This is a genomic window from Vibrio bathopelagicus, assembly GCF_014879975.1.
GTDB classification, from domain to species: domain Bacteria; phylum Pseudomonadota; class Gammaproteobacteria; order Enterobacterales; family Vibrionaceae; genus Vibrio; species Vibrio bathopelagicus.
Genome location: NZ_CP062500.1, coordinates 1493899 through 1514584 on the forward strand (window position 1 = coordinate 1493899; position 20686 = coordinate 1514584).

Annotated in this window: 1 protein-coding gene; it reads left to right on the top strand. The window is 45.2% G+C overall.

Annotated features, from left to right (window positions below):
- Nucleotides 1-576: 576 nt before the first annotated feature.
- The gene (locus IHV80_RS06705) at nucleotides 577-20643 is read left to right on the top strand and encodes a retention module-containing protein (protein ID WP_192890520.1); all 20067 of its coding nucleotides are present in this window, start codon (nucleotides 577-579) and stop codon (nucleotides 20641-20643) included.
- The last annotated feature ends 43 nt before the right edge of the window (nucleotides 20644-20686 follow it).

Here is a 20686-nt window from a genome sequence, read left to right on the forward strand (position 1 = left end):
TGCGAGACTTAACCATTTATTTCGAACGCAAGTCGTATTCTCTCCTCCGCGAATCAATATGCTAATGGTTGTATATTGAAATGAATCATCTGATTGATTTTGGGTGTAAATTCACCACATCCCCTGGCTTCTGTCTCAAATATGGGACTCCCTCTGTTTCACTGTTGACATATATCTCACCTCGATTAATACCCCATATTTGCTAATGATTTATCAACTTTATTGCTGTATATATTTATAAAACTAAGAGGTGCAAACATAATATGCATTTATTTTTATATAAATCAGCACCCTACTAACTTTTAACTACTGTTTTCAAATACCAGAGCGAATACCCAGATTTGTGAAAAGACGTCTCTTCGCACAGACATGGCATTTTTTATGGGGAAGACTAGGCTTAAGAGTAAGTAAACTATAAAAAAACAGGTGAAACGAATCTCCCTTTTCGAGTCGATTGAACATCATAATTGACAGGCATTAATGAAGTTAGATCTGGGTTCGATTTTCAACCTGAAACAGTTATTACTTAATTTTCACAGTACTGAGAAAACAGTGTTTTGTGACAACGGGGGATGTATGGATATTGAGGTTTCACGCCAAGCTGCGGTAGTTGAAGCAGTAAGTGGAGAAGTCATTGCTGTTAAACCTGATGGTAGTGCAAGGAAGGTTTCTGTTGGCGATATCATCCGTGAGAATGAAATTGTTATTACAGCCAATGATGCTGGACTCGTGCTAGACAATCCAAATGGTGTTATTGAAGTAGGAAGCAATTGCGTTGGTTGTCTAGATGAAAGCTCAGCGTGGAACGATACGCCGATTGCAGGTGAAGTCGCTTTTGATTTAGAGCAAGCGAACGCGAGTACTTTCAGTGACGATGACCTTGCTGCTATTCAAGATGCCATTTTAGGCGGTGCCGATCCGACTCAAATTTTAGAAGCAACGGCTGCTGGTGGCGGACTAGGTTCTGCAAATGCCGGCTTTGTGACGATTGATTATAACTATACAGAAACTCATCCATCGACATTCTTTGAGACCGCTGGTCTAGCAGAGCAAACCGTTGATGAAGACAGAGAAGAATTCAGGTCGATCACTCGTTCCTCAGGTGGCCAATCAATCAGTGAAACACTGACTGAAGGCTCCATATCTGGCAATACTTATCCCCAATCTATAACAACCACAGAAACGATTATTGCTGGTAGTTTAGCTCTTGCCCCCGACTCTTTCGTCCCAGAAACGCTATCCCTCGCTTCACTACTTAGTGAATTAAACAGCGACATTACCTCACGTGGCCTGCCCGTTACCTTTACGTATGATGCGGCGACCAATTCTATCGTTGGTGTTCAGGGTGCCGATACAGTTTTAAGCATCGATATTGATGCCGTTAGTGTTGGTAATAACATTGAGCTTTCGCTAACCACAACGATTTCTCAGCCAATTGACCATGTACCGTCTGTTGGCGGTGGTCAGGTTTCCTACACTGGCGATCAAATAGATATTACCTTTGATATTCAAGGCGAAGACACTGCTGGGAATCCGCTAGCAACACCCGTCAATGCACAAGTTTCAGTGTTTGACGGGGTAGATCCGTCTGCTGAAAGTGTGAATATCACTAACGTTGAAACTAGCAGCGCGGCAATCGAAGGAACGTTCTCCAATATTGGTAGTGATAATCTTCAATCAGCCGTATTTGATGTAAGTGCACTGGACCAGTTTGATGGATTGCTCAGTGATAATCAAAACACGCTTGCCAGACTTTCTGATGATGGAACAACGATTACTCTGGCCATCCAAGGCCGAGGTGAGGTTGTTCTCACTATCTCGCTTGATACTGATGGCACCTATAAATTCGAGCAGTCTAATCCGATAGAACAAGTGGGTACCGATTCACTGACGTTCGTTTTGCCGATCACGATTACTGATTTTGACCAAGATGTTGTAACCAATACGATTAACATTGCCATTACTGATGGCGATAGCCCTGTTATCACTAGTGTTGACAGTATTGATGTTGATGAAGCGGGCATTGTTGGCGGCTCACAAGAGGGCACGGCGCCAGTGTCTGGCAGCGGCAGTATCACCGCAGACATTTTTGAAAGTGACATCATTGACCATTATGAACTTGAACCGGCAGAATTTAATACTGGTGGCACCTTAGTTTCAAATGGCGAGTCTGTGCTACTTGAGTTGATTGATGAAACCAACGGTGTAAGAACTTACGAAGGTTATGTTGAGGTTAATGGTTCGAGAATTACGGTATTTGACGTTAAAATTGATAGCCCATCTTTGGGTAACTATGAATTTAACCTCTATGAAGACCTTTCACATCAAGGTGCTGAAGATGCGCTGTTAACGTTTGCATTGCCAATTTATGCCGTTGATGCGGATGGAGATCGCTCTGCACTGTCTGGAGGCTCGAACACACCAGAAGCCGCAGAGATTCTCGTCAATGTCACAGATGATGTTGTTGAACTCGTTGATAAGGTTGAGTCAGTCACGGAACCGACTTTAGCGGGAGATACCATTGTTTCGTATAACCTGTTCAACTTCGAAGGCGCCGATGGTTCGACAATTCAATCGTTCAACTACGACGGTGTTGACTATTCATTAGATCAAAGTTTATTGCCTGATGCAGCTCAGACTTTCAGTTTTACTGAGGGTGTGGTCACTATCTCACTGAATGGTGATTTCAGTTTTGAAGTCGCTCGTGATATCGACCACTCAAGCAGCGAAACCATAATAAAACAGTTTTCATTTTTAGCTGAAGATGGTGATGGCGATACTGATACTTCGACGCTTGAGTTAAGTATTACAGATGGTCAGAACCCAACTATAGATCTGATTCCACCTGTAACATTATCCGAAACTAACCTTGCTGATGGCTCTGCACCAAGTGGAAGTGCAGTGAGCGCAACTGAAACGATTACCTTTACCGCAGGCAGTGATGATGTAGCGAGTTTCCGCATTGAACCAACCGAGTTTAATGTAGGTGGTGCTCTGACGTCTAATGGCTTCGCGGTTGAGATAAAAGAAGACTCCAATAATCCGGGTACTTACATTGGTTTTATTACTGATGGTTCAAATACTGAAGTTCCAGTGTTCACGATAGCCTTCTCTACGAGTACGCTAGGCGAATACACCTTTACCTTGATTGAAGCGTTAGATCATGTGGATGGTTTAGATAAGAACGATCTGAGCTTCGATCTGCCCGTTTATGCGGTCGATACGGATGGTGACGATTCATTGGTGTCTCAACTGAATGTGACCATCGGTGATGATGTTCAGATCATGCAAGACGGTACGTTAGATATCGTTGAGCCTAATCTGGCAGACGGTACGGTGACGACTAACACCATTGATGTGATGCCAAATCAGAGTGCCGATGGTGCAACGATTACTCAGTTCACTTATGACGGTGTCGTAAATACACTGGATCAAAGCATTTCAGGAGAACAGCAGTTCAGCTTCACAGAAGGTGAGTTGTTTATCACTCTTGAAGGTGAAATGCGTTTTGAGCCGAATCGTAACTTAGATCACTTGGTGAGCGAAGACATCGTGAAATCGATTGTTGTAACCTCAAGTGACTTCGATAATGACTCTCTGACTTCTACCGTAACGCTGACGATTACTGATGGTGATAACCCGACGATTGATGCTATTCCGAGCGTTACGCTTTCTGAAACGAATCTGAGTGATGGCTCTGCTCCAAGTGGCAGCGCGGTAAGCTCAACTCAAACCATCATTTTCACCAATCAAAGTGATGATGTGGTTCGTTTCCGTATTGAGCCTACTGAGTTCAATACTAACGATGATCTTAAATCGAACGGTTTAGCCGTTGAGTTACGTGAAGATCCGGCAGGGTCGGGTGACTACATTGGTTTTACGACCAGTGCGACGAACGTCGAAACCACGGTATTTACGCTGAGTTTCTCTAGCACCACATTAGGTCAATATACCTTCACTTTGCTTGAAGCCTTGGACCACCAAGATGCCCGTGGCAACAACGAACTTAGCTTTAATCTACCTGTTTATGCGGTAGACAGTGACGGCGATGATTCATTGATGTCTCCGTTAAACGTCACTATCGGCGATGATGTTCAAATCATGCAAGATGGTGCGCTTAATATTACTGAGCCGACGGTCGCTGATTTAGCAGCAGGCACACCGACGACTGCTGTTTTCGATGTGATGCCAAATCAAAGTGCCGATGGCGCAACGGTGACGCAATTCACTTATGATGGCCAGCTTCGAACGCTTGACCAAAATGACAATGGCGAGCAACAGTTTAGCTTCACGGAAGGTGAGCTGTTCATCACGCTTCAAGGTGAAGTGCGTTTTGAGCCCAACCGCAATCTTGACCATACGCTGAACGAAGACATCGTGAAATCGATTGTGGTGACGTCTAGCGATTCCGATAACGATGTATTGACCTCAACCGTCACGCTGACCATTACCGATGGTGATGTCCCAACCATTGATAATGTTCCTGCTGTGAACTTGTCGGAAACAAATCTGAGTGATGGCTCAGCACCAAGTGGCAGTGCGGTTAGCTCAACTCAGGCTATTACTTACACTACTCAAAGTGATGATGTGACAAGTTTCCGCATTGAACCAACGGAGTTCAATGTTGGTGGTACTTTGACATCAAATGGATTGGCCGTCGAACTGAAAGCTGACCCAACCACGCCGGGTGGTTACATCGGTTATGTTACGGATGGTTCGAACGTTGAAACCAACGTGTTCACGATTAGTTTCTCGAGTACCAATTTAGGCCAATACACCTTCACCTTACTTGAAGCGCTAGACCATGTAGATGGCTTAGCTAAGAATGATCTGACCTTTGAGCTTCCTGTTTACGCCGTCGATAGCGATGGCGATGACTCGTTGGTGTCTCAACTGAATGTGACCATCGGTGATGATGTCCAAATCATGCAAGGTGGTACGTTAGATATTACTGAGCCAAACCTTGCAGACGGCACAATCACAACCAATACCATCGATGTGATGCCAGATCAAAGTGCCGATGGTGCGACGATCACTCAGTTTACTTATGACGGTCAAGTCCGCACTCTGGATCAAACGGACAATGGTGAGCAGCAATTTAGCTTCACAGAAGGTGAGCTGTTCATCACTCTTGAAGGTGAAGTACGCTTCGAGCCCAATCGTAATCTAGACCACTCGGTTAGCGAAGACATCGTGAAATCGATTGTGGTCACTTCAAACGATTCAGACAACGATACGGTGACGTCAACAGTTACGCTGACGATTACTGATGGCGACATACCGACCATTGATGCGGTGCCAAGCGTTACTTTGTCTGAAACCAATCTTACGGATGGCTCAGCTCCGAGTGGCAGCGCAGTAAGCCAAACTGAGACGATTACTTTCACCAATCAAAGTGATGATGTAGCGAGTTTCCGCATTGAACCAACCGAGTTTAATGTAGGTGGTGCTCTGACGTCTAATGGTTTTGCAGTCGAGATAAAAGAAGATTTGGCTAATCCGGGAACCTATATCGGTTTTGTTACCGATGGCTCGAACGCTGAAATCCCAGTATTCACGATTGCCTTCTCTACGAGTACGCTAGGCGAATACACCTTTACCTTGATTGAAGCGTTAGATCATGTGGATGGTTTAGATAAGAACGATCTGAGTTTCGATCTGCCTGTTTATGCGGTTGATACAGACGGCGATGATTCACTGGTGTCTCAACTGAATGTGACCATCGGTGATGATGTCCAGATCATGCAAGACGGTACGTTAGATATCGTTGAGCCAAACCTTGCAGACGGCACAGTCACGACCAATACCATTGATGTGATGCCAAACCAAAGTGCTGATGGCGCGACGATCACGCAGTTTACTTATGACGGTGTCGTAAACACTCTGGATCAAAGTATTTCAGGCGAGCAGCAATTCAGCTTTACGGAAGGTGAGCTGTTTATCACCCTTGAAGGTGAAGTGCGCTTTGAGCCGAATCGTAACTTAGACCACTCGGCGAGCGAAGACATCGTGAAATCGATTGTTGTAACCTCAAGCGACTTTGATAACGACTCTTTGACTTCTACCGTAACGCTGACGATTACTGATGGTGATAATCCGACTATTGATGCGGTGCCGAGCGTATCACTTGAAGAAGCTAATCTTGCTGATGGTTCCACGCCAAGTGGTCGTGCGGTTAGCCAAACGGAAACCATCACTTTCACTAATCAAAGTGACGATGTTGAGAAATTCCGTTTAGAACCAAGTGAATTTAATACTAATAATGCGCTTAAGTCCGATGGCTTGATCATTGAGATACGAGAAGAACCAACAGGATCAGGCAATTACATTGGTTTCACGACCGATATTTTGAATGTCGAAACCACGGTATTTACTCTCGATTTCAGCAGCACTACTTTGGGTGAATATACCTTTACGCTTCTAGAAGCCATTGACCACACGCCTATTCAAGGTAATAACGACTTAACATTCAACTTGCCAGTTTACGCTGTCGATAGCGACGGTGATGATTCGCTAATGTCGCCACTGGCAGTAACTATCACTGATGATATTCAAGTGATGGTTAATGACTCTCTCACAATTGAAGAGCCAACGGTTGCAGACTTGGCTGCGGGTACACCGACAACGACGACCGTTAATGTACTGGATGAAGAAGGTGCTGATGGCACGACCATTACTCAGTTTACTTACGATGGTGGAGCGGTATTAACGCTTGACCAAAACGATACGGGTGAGCAGAAATTCGTGGTTGCTGACGGGGCATTGTATATCACTCTGCAAGGTGATATTCGTTTCGAACCAAGTCGTAACCTTGACCATACTGGTGGCGATATCGTTAAGTCGATAGTCGTAACTTCCAGTGATTCCGATAGCGATCTTGTGTCTTCAACGGTCACGCTAACCATTACTGATGGAGATATTCCAACCATTGACACAGTGCCAAGCGTTACGCTGTCAGAAACGAATCTGAGTGATGGTTCTGCTCCGAATGCCAGTGCGGTGAGTTCAACTCAAACCATTACCTTTACTAACCAAAGTGATGACGTGACGAGTTTCCGCATTGAACCGACTGAGTTTAATGTTGGTGGTGCTCTGAAATCGGACGGATTGGCGGTTGAGTTGAAAGCGGACCCAACCACACCGAGTGGCTATATCGGCTTTGTGACAACGGCTCCGAATGTTGAAACTAACGTGTTTACGATTAGCTTCTCGGGTACTAATTTAGGCCAGTACACCTTCACCTTACTTGAAGCGTTGGATCATGTAGATGGCTTAGCGAAGAATGATCTGAGCTTTGACCTTCCGGTTTACGCCGTTGATAGCGATGGTGATGACTCACTGGTGTCTCAACTTAAAGTCACCATCGGTGATGATGTACAGGTTATGCAAAACCAAGCGCTTAATATTATTGAGCCAACGGTCGCTGATTTGGCTGCGGGTACTCCGACGACAGCCACTGTTGATGTGATGCCTAGTCAAAGTGCCGATGGCGCGACAATCACTCAGTTTACTTACGATGGCGGGACGGCAATAACACTCGACCAAAATGATACGGGTGAGCAGAAGTTTGTCTTTGCTGAAGGTTCACTGTTCATTACCTTGCAAGGTGAAGTTCGCTTCGAACCCAACCGCAACCTGGACCACACGGTTAGTGAAGACATCGTGAAGTCGATTGTGGTGACCTCAAGCGATTTAGATAACGATGTGGTGACGTCAACGGTTACTCTGACGATTACCGATGGTGATATCCCAACCATTGATGCCGTACCAAGCGTTACCTTGTCTGAAACCAACCTTAGTGACGGTTCTGCGCCAAGCGGCAGCGCTGTAAGTCAAACTGAGACGATTACTTTCACCAATCAAAGTGATGATGTGACCAGTTTCCGTATTGAACCTACTGAATTCAATGTCGGCGGTGCACTGAAATCAAATGGTTTTTCAGTCGAGATAAAAGAAGATTCAGCTAATCCAGGTACTTACATTGGCTTCATTACCGATGGTTCAAATACTGAAATACCAGTGTTCACCATTAGCTTCTCGACCAGCACGTTGGGTGAATACACCTTTACTTTGCTGGAAGCGTTAGACCATGTAGATGGCTTAGATAAGAACGACCTGAGTTTTGATCTTCCAGTGTACGCAGTTGATAGCGATGGCGACGATTCATTGGTGTCTCAACTGAATGTGACCATTGGTGATGATGTTCAAATCATGCAAGACGGTACGTTAGGTATCACTGAGCCAAATCTTGCAGACGGAACAATCACAACCAACACCATTGATGTGATGCCAAATCAGAGTGCTGATGGCGCGACGATCACTCAGTTCACTTATGACGGCGTCGTAAACACACTGGATCAAAGCATCGTAGGTGAGCAGCAATTCAGTTTCACAGAAGGTGAGTTGTTTATTACTCTGCAAGGCCAAGTGCGCTTTGAACCGAATCGCGACCTTGACCATTCAGTTAGCGAAGACATCGTGAAGTCGATTGTCGTTACTTCAAGTGATTTTGATAACGATCCTGTGACTTCAACCGTAACGCTAACCATTACTGATGGTGATATTCCAACTATCGATGCGGTGCCAAGCGTTACGCTCTCTGAAACGAATTTGACGGACGGTTCTGCGCCAAGCGGTGGTGCGGTGAGTCAAACGGAGACGATTACTTTTACCAACCAAAGTGATGATGTGGTTCGTTTCCGTTTGGAACCAACCGAGTTCAACACTAATGATGCACTTAAATCGAATGGTTTAGCGGTCGAACTGCGTGAAGCCCCTCAAGGCTCTGGTCAGTATGTTGGTTTTACTACCAGTTCGTCTAATGTGGAGACGACAGTATTTACGCTGGACTTTAACTCCGGAACCTTAGGCGAATACACATTTACCTTAATTGAAGCTCTGGATCATCAAGATGCACGTGGCAACAACGATTTAAGCTTTAATCTGCCTGTGTATGCGGTTGATAGTGATGGCGATGACTCGTTAGTTTCTCAGCTTGGCGTGACCATTGGTGATGATGTGCAATTGATGCAAGACGGCACAATCACCAGTCGTGAGCCGGCATCAAGTGTTGAAACATCGAATACCTTTGATGTGATGCCAAACCAAAGTGCTGATGGAGCCAAAGTCACTTCATTCGTTTTCGATGGTAACACTGCAGAAAGCCTTGATTTGAATGTGAATGGTGAACAAGAGTTTGTCTTCACGGAAGGCTCGGTATTCATTACGACGGAAGGTGAGATACGTTTTGAGCCTGTGCGTAATCAAAATCATGCTGGTGGTGATATTACCAAGTCGATTGAGGTGACGTCTGTTGACCTCGATGGCGATATTGTCACATCGACCGTGACACTTAAGATTGTTGATGGTGACCTTCCTACAATCGACCTTGTTCCTGGAATTACGTTATCTGAAGTGGATCTGGCTGATGGCTCTGCCCCAACGGGCAACCCAGTAACGATGACACAAACCATTACTTACACTGTAGGTAGTGACGACGTAAGTCATTTCAGAATTGACCCTACGCAGTTCAATACTTCAGGGGCTTTGAAATCAAATGGCCTAGATGTCGAAATAAAAGAGCAGCCAGCTAATTCTGGTCATTACATTGGCTTCGTCAAAGACGGTTCTAACGTAGAAAGCAATGTCTTCACGATCAGCTTCTCGACGAGTAATTTAGGGCAATACACGTTCACACTGCTTGAGGCATTAGATCATGCAGATGGATTACAAAACAATATACTAAGCTTCGATGTGCCTGTGTTAGTGGTTGATGCGGATGGTGATGATTCTGCAATGTCGCCAATGACAGTTGCGATCACCGATGACGTACAAGGTGTTCAAGATGGTACCTTGAGTATCACTGAACCTTCATTAGCTGATTTGGCATCGGGTACGCCACCAACGACGCCAATCATTGATGTTATGCCAACGCAGAGTGCTGATGGCGCGAAAGTGACACAGTTTACTTACGATGGTGGTACAGCTGTAACGTTAGACCCAAGCATCGCCACAGAACAAGTCTTTACCGTAACCGATGGCTTGCTGTACATCACTATTGAAGGGGAGGTTCGTTTTGAGCCGAGCCGAGATCGAGACCATTCATCTGGCGATATCGTAAGAACGATTGTCGTTACCACCGGTGACTTTGATAACGATACAGATACTGCAGATGTCACTTTGACGATCAAAGACGGTATCGATCCAGTAATTGACGTGGTTCCAGATGTTAACTTATCGGAAGTTAACCTAGCGGATGGCTCGACACCAACTGGTTCTCCGGTCAGTTCGACTCACACAATTACGTATACAGAAGGCAGTGATGATTTTAGTCACTTTAGAATTGCGACCAACGAATTCAATCCTGGCGATCTGTTGAAATCAAGTGGTCTTGTTGTTCAACTAAAAGAAGATCCTGCTTCTACAGGTGACTACATTGGTTATACCGATGACGGTATGGGTAACGTTACCGATGTATTTACCATTAGCTTTGATAGTGCAAACAAAGCTCAGTTTACATTTACCTTAATCGAGGCACTCGATCATCTTGATGGCGTGCTTTACAACGATCTCACGTTCCGTTTACCGATCTATGCCGTTGATACAGATGATTCTGAATCAACGAAACGCGATGTGGTGGTTACGATAGAAGATGACCTCCAGCAAATGCAAGATGGCTTCCTGACCATTACTGAGCCTAATACTGGTACTCCTACAACGGCTACAGTTGATGTGATGCCAATACCAAGTGCAGACGGTGCGACTATTACGCAGTTTACGTACGACGGTGGCTCTGCAATTACTCTGAATCAAAGTATCAGCAGTGAACAAGAATTTGTTTTCACTGAAGGTTCATTGTTTGTGACATTAGATGGTGATGTAAGGTTCGAACCAAACCGAAACCTTGATCACTCTGCGGGCGACATTGTTAAATCGATAGTGTTCACCTCTTCAGACTTTGATAACGATATCTTCTCATCAAAAGTCACTCTCACCATTGTTGATGGTGATGGACCAACAATAGACGTTGTGCCGGGTGTGGCGTTGTCAGAAAGCTTACTGGCTGACGGTTCAACGCCTAGCGTAAACCCTGTGAGTATGACTCAAACCATTACTTCACTTGCAAGCAGTGATGATATTGCTGAAATAGTGGTGGAAGTAGGGCTGTTCAATACTAACGGCGCGTTGAAGTCGGATGGCTTGTCACTGAGTTTACGTGAAGAGCCTGCAGGTTCAGGTGACTACATAGCATTCACGACGGATAGTTCGGGTGTTGAGAAAATCATATTCACTCTGGATTTTGATGACACGAATCCGAGCCAATATACGTTTACTCTGCTTGAACGTTTAGATCATGTTGATGGTTTAGGAAATAACGCTCTGAGTTTTGATCTTTCGGTTTATGCGGAAGATATTGATGGTGATGTTTCGGTATCGAAACCGCTTACTGTCACTATTACCGATGATGTTCAGTTGATGCAATCAGGTGCACTCAACATCACTGAACCTACGACGGGAACACCTACCTCAACAGTGTTTGATGTGATGCCTGCTCAAAGTGCAGATGGCGCAACTGTTACTAAGTTTACCTATGGCAGCCAACCGGAACAGTCTCTGGTGCAAACTAACACGGGTGAGCAAGAATTTGTGTTCACGGAAGGCTCTCTGTTCATGACTCTTGAAGGTGATGTACGTTTCGAGCCAAACCGCAATCTAGACCATTCTGCTGGCGACATCGTTAAGACCATTACGGTGACATCGGAAGATAAAGATGGCGATATTGTCACTTCGACAGTGACGCTGACTATTGCTGATGGCGCGCCGCCAGTCATCGACACTGTACCAACGGTTGCATTGGAAGAAGCGAATTTAGTCGATGGCTCTTCACCGGGGTTACCTGTGAGCCAAACTGAAACCATTACTTTCACAGCAGGAAGTGATGATGTGAGCCACTTCCGTATTGATACCACTCAGTTCAACACATCTGGCGAGCTGAAAGCGGATGGTTTGGTGGTTCAGCTAAAAGAAGATCCTCTGAACAGCGATAATTATATTGGTTACGTTGAAAGCGGCGGTGTCCAAACGGATATATTTACCATCACTTTTAGTAGTGTGGTGCTAGGCGAATACACCTTCACTCTTCTGGAAGAGTTAGATCATCTGCCTGTACAAGGAAATAACAATCAAATTTTCACTTTACCAGTGATTGCTGTCGACCAAGACAATACTGATTCAGTGGTGAAATCTCTGACAGTGACCATTACCGATGATGTTCCTACGATCACTGATACGACTGTAGCAAGTACGTTTGTGGTTGATGAAGATGATTTAGGCACTCTGGCACAAGCGACGGGGTCATTTGTAACCACAGAAGGTGCAGACCAAGTTGAGGTTTACGAGCTGCGTAATATCTCAACGCTGGAAGCAACGCTATCGTCGGGTAGTGAAGGTATTAAGATCACCGAAATTACCGGTGCAGCGAACACAACCACCTACCAAGGGGCAACCGATCCGAGTGGAACGCCAATTTTTACCTTGGTACTGACTGACGATGGATCTTACACGTTTACCTTGCTGGGTCCTCTAAACCATGCCACCACACCGAGCAACCTAGATACATTAACAATACCGTTTGATGTTGTTGCCGTTGACGGTGATGGCGATGATTCGAACCAATATGTATTGCCGATAGAGGTGCTAGATGATGTGCCTGTGATGACCGCTCCGACCGGTGAGACGGTTGTTGATGAAGACGATCTTACAGGTATTGGTTCGGATCAATCGGAAGATACCATCATCAATGGACTGTTCACTGTCGATGAAGGTGCCGATGGCGTTGTGAAATATGAACTGGTTGATGAAGATTTGGTTCTGACGGGCTTAACCTCTGATGGAGAAAGCTTAGAGTGGTTAGCTGTTTCACAGGTCGGTACAACATTTACCTATGTTGCTCAAACCGTGACGAGTAATGAAGCGGTGTTTGAGATTACTTTCGATACCTCGGATAACAGCTATCAGTTTGAATTGTTTAAACCTCTTAAACACCCTGATGGTGCCGATGAAAACAACATCGAACTTGGTTTCTCAGTTGTGGCTGAAGACTTTGACCAAGACCAATCAAACGCAATCGATCTGAAAATCACGGTAACTGATGATGTTCCATTAGTAACAACACAGTCGATTACTAGTATTGAAGGTCAGAATTACGATGGTTCTAAAGTCGATATGTTTGCCAGTGCGACGGATGTTGGTGCTGATGGTGCGGTACTGAGCCGAATTGAAGGGATTTCAAGTAATGGTGCTGATATTGTTTTCCGTACTGGGAACAACGGGCCATACAGCAGCGGCTTTGATTTAAATAGTGGCAGCCAAGTGGTTCGAGTCTACGAGCAAACGAATGGAGGAACTGATACTCGTCAGCTTGGTCGATTACGTATCAACTCAGATGGTGAGGTTGAATTCAGAGCTAACGGTTATCTAGATCATGACGGTCTTGACGCCATCAACTTTTCGATTAACGTGATTGCGACGGATGGAGACTTAGACACCTCTGAAACTCCGTTAGATATAACGATTACTGATAGGGACTCTACGAGAATCGCGCTGAAAGTGACGACCTTCGAGGATGCGGGTAGAGACTCAACCATACCTTATGCAACAGGCGATGAGCCGACTCTTGAGAATGTTCAAGATAACCAAAGTGGTTTGCCTAATGCACCAGCTCAGGTTGCGCTGCAAGTTAATCTCTACGACCAAGATAACGCTGAATCTATTGGTCAGCTAACGATTAAAAGCCCGAACGGAGGTGACAGTCACCAAGGTACTTTTTATTACTTTGATGGTACCGACTACATTGAATTAGTGCCTGAGTCAAATGGTAGCATTATATTTGGTTCTCCTGAACTCGAACAAAGCTTTGCCCCAAACCCGAATGAACCGAGACAAACTATTGCGACGATAGATAACCTGTTCTTTGTTCCGGACCAACACGCTAGTTCGGATGAAACTGGTGGGCGAGTTCGTTATGAGCTTGAAATTGAGAAAAATGGCAGTACAGATCACACCGTTAATTCAAACTTCAGAATTGAGATTGAAGCTGTAGCTGATATTGCGACTTGGGACGACACCAGTAGCACGTATCAGTATCAAGTGAACGAAGATGAAGACAATGTCACGCTGCAGTTGAACGCAGTTTCACAAGATAACAGCCAAACTGAAACCATCACCTATGAGCTTGAAGCTGTTCAAGGTGACGGGAAGTTTGAGCTTCTTGACCAAAATGGCACAGTGCTTACGCCAGTTAATGGTGTTTATATCATCGCATCTGCTGATATCAATAGCACCGTAGTTAACCCTATTGATAACTTCTCTGGGCAAATTGAGTTTAAAGCGACAGCGATTACTGAAGAAACGCTTAACCCATACGATGATTCAGCCAACGGTGGAGCAAACGACAAGACAACCGCTCGCTCTGTCGAACAAAACATCATTATCGATGTAACTGCTGATGCTGACCGAGGTGCATTTAGTGTTAATCGTATTCAGATCAACGAAGACAATATTGACGATCCTGATTACATCGGTCCTTTGGACAATAAAGACGCCTTTACGTTAGACGAAGTCATTACCATGACCGGGTCGATTGATACTGATGGTTCTGAAGAACTGTTTGTTCGTATCAGCAACATTACCGAAGGTGCGGTGCTTAGCAGTACTGACAGCAATGTAACCATAGACACTTTGACTATTAACGGGGTTGTTTACCAAGAAATTGCTTATGCTGACTTAGCCAAAATCGAAGTTACACCGACGAAACACAGCAATGAAGATTTTACTTTCGATGTGACGGGGGTGGTTAAAGATACCGCGAGCTTGTCTACTGGTTCACAAGTCGATGAGGAAATTCTAGATACTAAGACGGTGAACGTTGCAGTTAAAGGTGTCGCCGATATTCCATATGGTGGCACTAACGGGACGGGTTGGTCTGAAATAACCGATGGTAGTGGCAGTGGGGTTCAAACCACAATTCAAGAGAGTCAAAATGGCGATAACTTTGCTGTTTTAGATTTTACTGTGTTGTCTGGTGAGAGAAAGCCTGATGATCCTTCAGATCCGCCTTTAACCGGGGATGGCTCTGAGGCAGTTACTGTTATCTTGTCGGGGATCCCTGATGGAGTGGTGATTGAAGATGGTGATGGTACCGTCATTGACCTCAATTTTGTCGGTTATGAAGTTGGGGCTGATGGTAACCCTGATCTTAATAAGCCTATCTATGAAGCGAATATTACTGAGTTTGGCCAAACCTCTGGCATCAGGATTAGACCTGTCGATTCGTCTACCGAGAATATTCATATTCAAGCTAAAGTAATCGTCACAGAAAACGATGGTCATACACTCTCGTTTGACCAAGAAGTACGGGTACTTGTTGAACCTAGAATCGACACCTCAGCGACGTACAATACTGTAACTAACGGAAATGAAGATACGGCTATCAATATCGATTGGCACCCTGAGGGGAGCGACTATATTGATGATGACGAACATTTCACCTCAATTCTCATCAGTGATATCCCGAATGATGTTTCGAGTGTTGTCGTTAATGGCGATGTTACATGGGTTTACGATGCAACAGCAGGGACTTTAACCATCACTCCGAAGAGTGGTCAAACGGCAGAAGACTTTACTCAGATTGCGCTGAACAATAACTTTATCCAAATAACGCCAGCTCAAGATTCAAGTACCGACTTTACACTCGATACAGTAGTGATGATTGAAGAGCGAGATCATGAGTACGTTGATACAGCTAACCCAGGTGAAGGTATTGCTACCGCAACAATTACAGGCTCTATTGATGTGCGCGTGCGCCCAGTTGTTGAGCCTGAAGATGCGAACAATAAACTGGTTGTTGCTAACGAAGATGGATCTGGAGACTTATCGACTATCGTCGCTGACGCGAATGGCGTGATCAAATTTACCACTAACAGCGATAACCAGACCACAGATGGTAGCGGTACTGAAATCTGGGACGGCGAATATGTTGTTCGTTACCAAGAAACCGACTTGAGCACGGTTGAAGAGCAAGTCGACGAAGTGATCATCCAACTGACTAATACAGATGGCTCAGTGTTGGCAGATGATGTATTGAGTCAGTTGTTGGTAACTGGTGCTGTGTATGAAGGTGGTGGCCGATGGGTGGTGACTAATGAAGATGCTTTTAGTATCAGCGCACCCCGAGGATTAGATTTCACGCCAAACGATGACACTGATGATGTTGTTGGTGATTTTAATGATATCAAGATGACACTTTATACATTGGTGTCGGATCCTGGCGATGCTAATAACGAAACGTCTGCGCAAGTGCAACGCACAGGAGAAGTAACGCTTTCTTACCCTGAGGTTCTGACCGCTCCTGATAAGGTGGCTGCAGCGATCTCTATTGTGCCTGACAGCGTTATTGATGCCATCGAAGATACACAGCTCGAGCTTGGTACAGCCCTAAACAGCTTAATTACCTTCTCGGGTGAAGATGATTCGACTGACCAAGTAACGATCGTTATCGATGACAGCATCACTATAAATCCAGGGACGCCAAATGAGGTCACCTTCCCAATTAGCGTATCAGGCAGCAGCGATGTTGATTTCGTCAACGGAAAGTATGTATTTGAGACGACCGTAGATCAGGGCGTTTCAACAGACTTTACTGGGTTATTACTCAATTTACCTGCAGATTATTCAGGTGACTTTAGATTGCCAATCTCGATAGTGACTAAAGATCTTCTATCGGGTGATGAGAAGACGTTAGACACAGAGGTGATTATTAAGGTAGCACCTGATGCAGAAACGGATCCAACGATTGAAGTTAATGTCGTAGGTTCTCTTGATGATGCCTTTGATCCTGTCGATACGGATGGTCAAGCCGGACAAGATCCTGTGGGTTACGAAGACACCTATATTCAGCTCGACTTCAACTCGACCATTTCGGATCAGGTTTCAGGCCTCGAAGGTGGCCAAGAAGAGTTTACGTCCATTACATTAACCTTGGACGACCCTTCTATAGGCGCATTTTATGACAATGCGGGTTCCTCATTAGGTACATCTGTTACGTTTAATCAGGCTGAAATAGCGGCTGGTGCGCTAGATAATGTGCTCTTTAGGGCAATAACAAACTACCCGACTGGAAACGACATCAATCAAGTACAAGTCAACGTTAGTGGTACAGTCACAGATACTGCGACTTATAATGATTCAGCTTCACCTGTAGGTACGGCAACGGACTCTGATACTTTCAACACAAGCGTTAGTTTTGATGTTGTCCCTGTTGTTGATGACGTTCTGGTTACTGGTCCTGGCAGCAACCCAGATATCATTGAAATTACAGGTAACGAGGATCAGTTGATTTCGTTGGCTGGAACTGGGCCTGTATCGATAGCTCTGACGGATTTGGATGGCTCCGAACAGTTCGTGTCAGTTAAGTTTACGGATGTGCCAGATGGCTTCTTGATGAGTGCAGATGCTGGTTCGGCATACACAGTGAAAAATAATGGTGGGGGTGAGTGGAGTGTGCAACTTCCTCAAGCTTCAGGGTTGTCATTTGACCTGAGTGAGATATCGATCTTGCCGCCTAAAGATTTCAGTGGTACTGCCGAGTTTGGTGTCGAAGTCTTTACTCAAGAATCTCTACTGGGGATTCCAACGGCTGCGGCAAACTTGCCGAGCTTCCAATTGCATGTTGTGCCTGTCGGTGATGATGTTGATACCAATCCGACCGACTCTGTAACAGGTAATGAAGGGCAAAACATTGATATAGAGATCAACGCGACCATTTTGGATAAAGAGTTGTCTGCCAGTGGTAGCGGTATCTATTCCGAAAATGCGCCAGAAACGCTTCGAGTCGAAGTTGCGGGTGTTCCTCAAGATGCCTCAATTTACTACCCAGACGGAACTACCTTGGGGAGTTATGACCCAGCGACACAGATCTGGACACTGGATGTTCCAGCTCAATCGCTTGACAAGATCGTATTCAATTCTGGTGAGCATAACAGTGATACAGGCAATACGCTGGGCATTAATGGCCCATTGCAGATTACAGTGCGCTCTGTAGATACTGACGCTGATAACGCGGAATATTTAGGTACACCAACGAGCTTCGATGTTGATTTAGTCATTGATCCTATCAACGATCAACCAACGTTTGTGAACGTGACGAATATCGAGACGCCGGAAGACATCAGTGTTGCAATAGATAACTTTAGTATCTACGACGTGGATGCTAATTTTGATAACCCAGACGCGCCGTATGTGCTGACGCTTAAAGTCGACCAAACATTACCAGGTGCGCAGGGGGTGTTTGAATTTACAAGCTCACCTAATGTGACTTTTGCACTACAACCTGACGGCTCATTAGTGATTACGGGTAAAGAAGCCGACATCAATGTAGCTTTGACTAATGGAGCCATTACGTTCAAACCAGATACTGATCAGAATTACCTTAACCAGAGTGGTTTAGTCACGATCAATGCAACGCTCGATGACGGTGGTAACAATGGTCTTATTGATCCTGCGGATCCGAATACGGCTCAAACCAATCAAACCACGTTTACTATTAAAGTAACTGAAGTGAACGATGCCCCTGTAGCGACTAATGTTGATCTGGGCTCGATTGCCGAAGACGGTCAGATTGTGATTGTTGAGGGTGATTTGATTGCTGCAAGCTCTGATCTTGAAAACCATAATCTTACAGTAACAGGTGTCACCCTGACTCAGGGACAAGGTCAGTTAACGCGCTTTGAAAACGCTGGTGGCGCTGATAACGCAGCGATCACTGGTCCATTCTGGCTATTTGTTGCGGACAACGATTTTAGCGGCGACGTTAAATTCAATTACACCATCATTGATGATGGTACAACAAATGGTATAGATGACTTCCTGACCGATAACGCTGAAATCAGCCTTGTAGTAACGGAAGTGAATGATCAACCTGTGGCAACCAATGTCGATTTAGGTACCATGCTTGAAGAAGGTCAATTGATCATCAAAGCGGAAGACTTGATTGCAGCGACGACCGACCCTGAGGGGGATGTTATTACTGTGACCGGGGTAGTCCTAGACCAAGGTCAGGGACAACTTCAGAAGTTCGAGAACCTTGGTGGTGCGGATGACAACTCGATCAATGGACCATACTGGGTGTTTACGGCAGCGGATGATTACAATGGTGACGTTAAATTCACTTATACCGTAGAAGACGATGGCACGACCAACGGGTTGGATGACTTCCTAACAGATACTGCTGAGGTCAGTGTTGTTGTTCAAGGTGTCAACGATACACCTGTGATTGATGGTGACAGTGTCACTACAGTTGTCAATGAAGATGCGGGACAGTTATTAAGTGGTATTAATATCAGTGACCCTGATTATGTCGATGCATTTTCTAATGACTTAATGACAGTCACGTTGACGGTTGATTACGGAACGCTTTCCGTGTCTTTGCCTGCGGTGACGACGGTTACCGTCAACGGTGATAATACAGCATCAGTTACTTTGGTTGGTACTCTAAGCGATTTGAATGCTTTGATTGATACACCAACTAACCCCGATGGCGTTTATCTTGATGCGAGTCTTGCGCCAACTAACAACATTGAACTTGAAGTCGTCGCTAAAGATAGCGGAAATCCATCAGGTATTGCGATAGAAACAACGCCAGAACTGTACAACATTGCAGTGACTCCGGTCGCCAATACGCCAAGCCTGTCTATAGACCCTGCGTTTAATTATGTAAGAAACATAACGACAAGCTCATCTGTGGTTGCTAACAGTGGGATTGCGTTAGTTGGTATTGTCGCTGCATTGACGGATATTACTGAAGAGTTGACGCTGAAGATCAGTGATGTTCCGGACGGTGTTGATGTAACCAGTGATGCGGGTAGCGTTTCGCTGGTGGGTGATACTTGGATAGCGACAGCTGATGCTATCGATAGTCTCAGACTCGTCGACCAGTCATCAGTAGGCAGACCGTTAACACCGGGTAACTACACTTTGAAAGTTGAGGCTGTATCTGAAGAGACGGACAACAACGATATAGCGATATCGCAAGGCATTGATCTGAACCTTAATATTGTCGCGAACCCAAGAGATTTAGACCTATCTTCTGAAACCGATGATGTATTGCTTGTAGCGAGCAGTTTTAATACGGATCTCACTGGTGGTTCAGGCAATGACCGACTGGAAGGTGGTGCAGGTGACGATACGCTCGTGGGCGGTGACGGTAACGACACGCTCATTGGCGGCGGAGGTTCAGACATTCTAACCGGTGGTGATGGTATGGATTCGTTCGTGTGGCTTAATATCGAAGATGGCGTTGAAGACACCATTACCGATTTCAGTCTATCCGAAGGAGACCAGATCGACTTGCGCGAAGTATTGCCTGAGCTGAAGAACACATCTCCAGACATGACGGCATTGCTGCAACAGATAGACGCGAAAGTTGAAGGGGATGATATTGAGCTTACGATCAAGTCTGATGGTTTAGGCACCACGGAGCAGGTGATTGTAGTTGAAGATCTTGCACCTCAGCTAACCTTAAGTGGCAACATGCCGTCAGACATTCTTGATGCGTTAGTGCAACAGAATGTTATCACTCACGGTTAATGCCGAATAGGTAGGTGCTAGCTAGGCGAGAGATAGTTAGTAG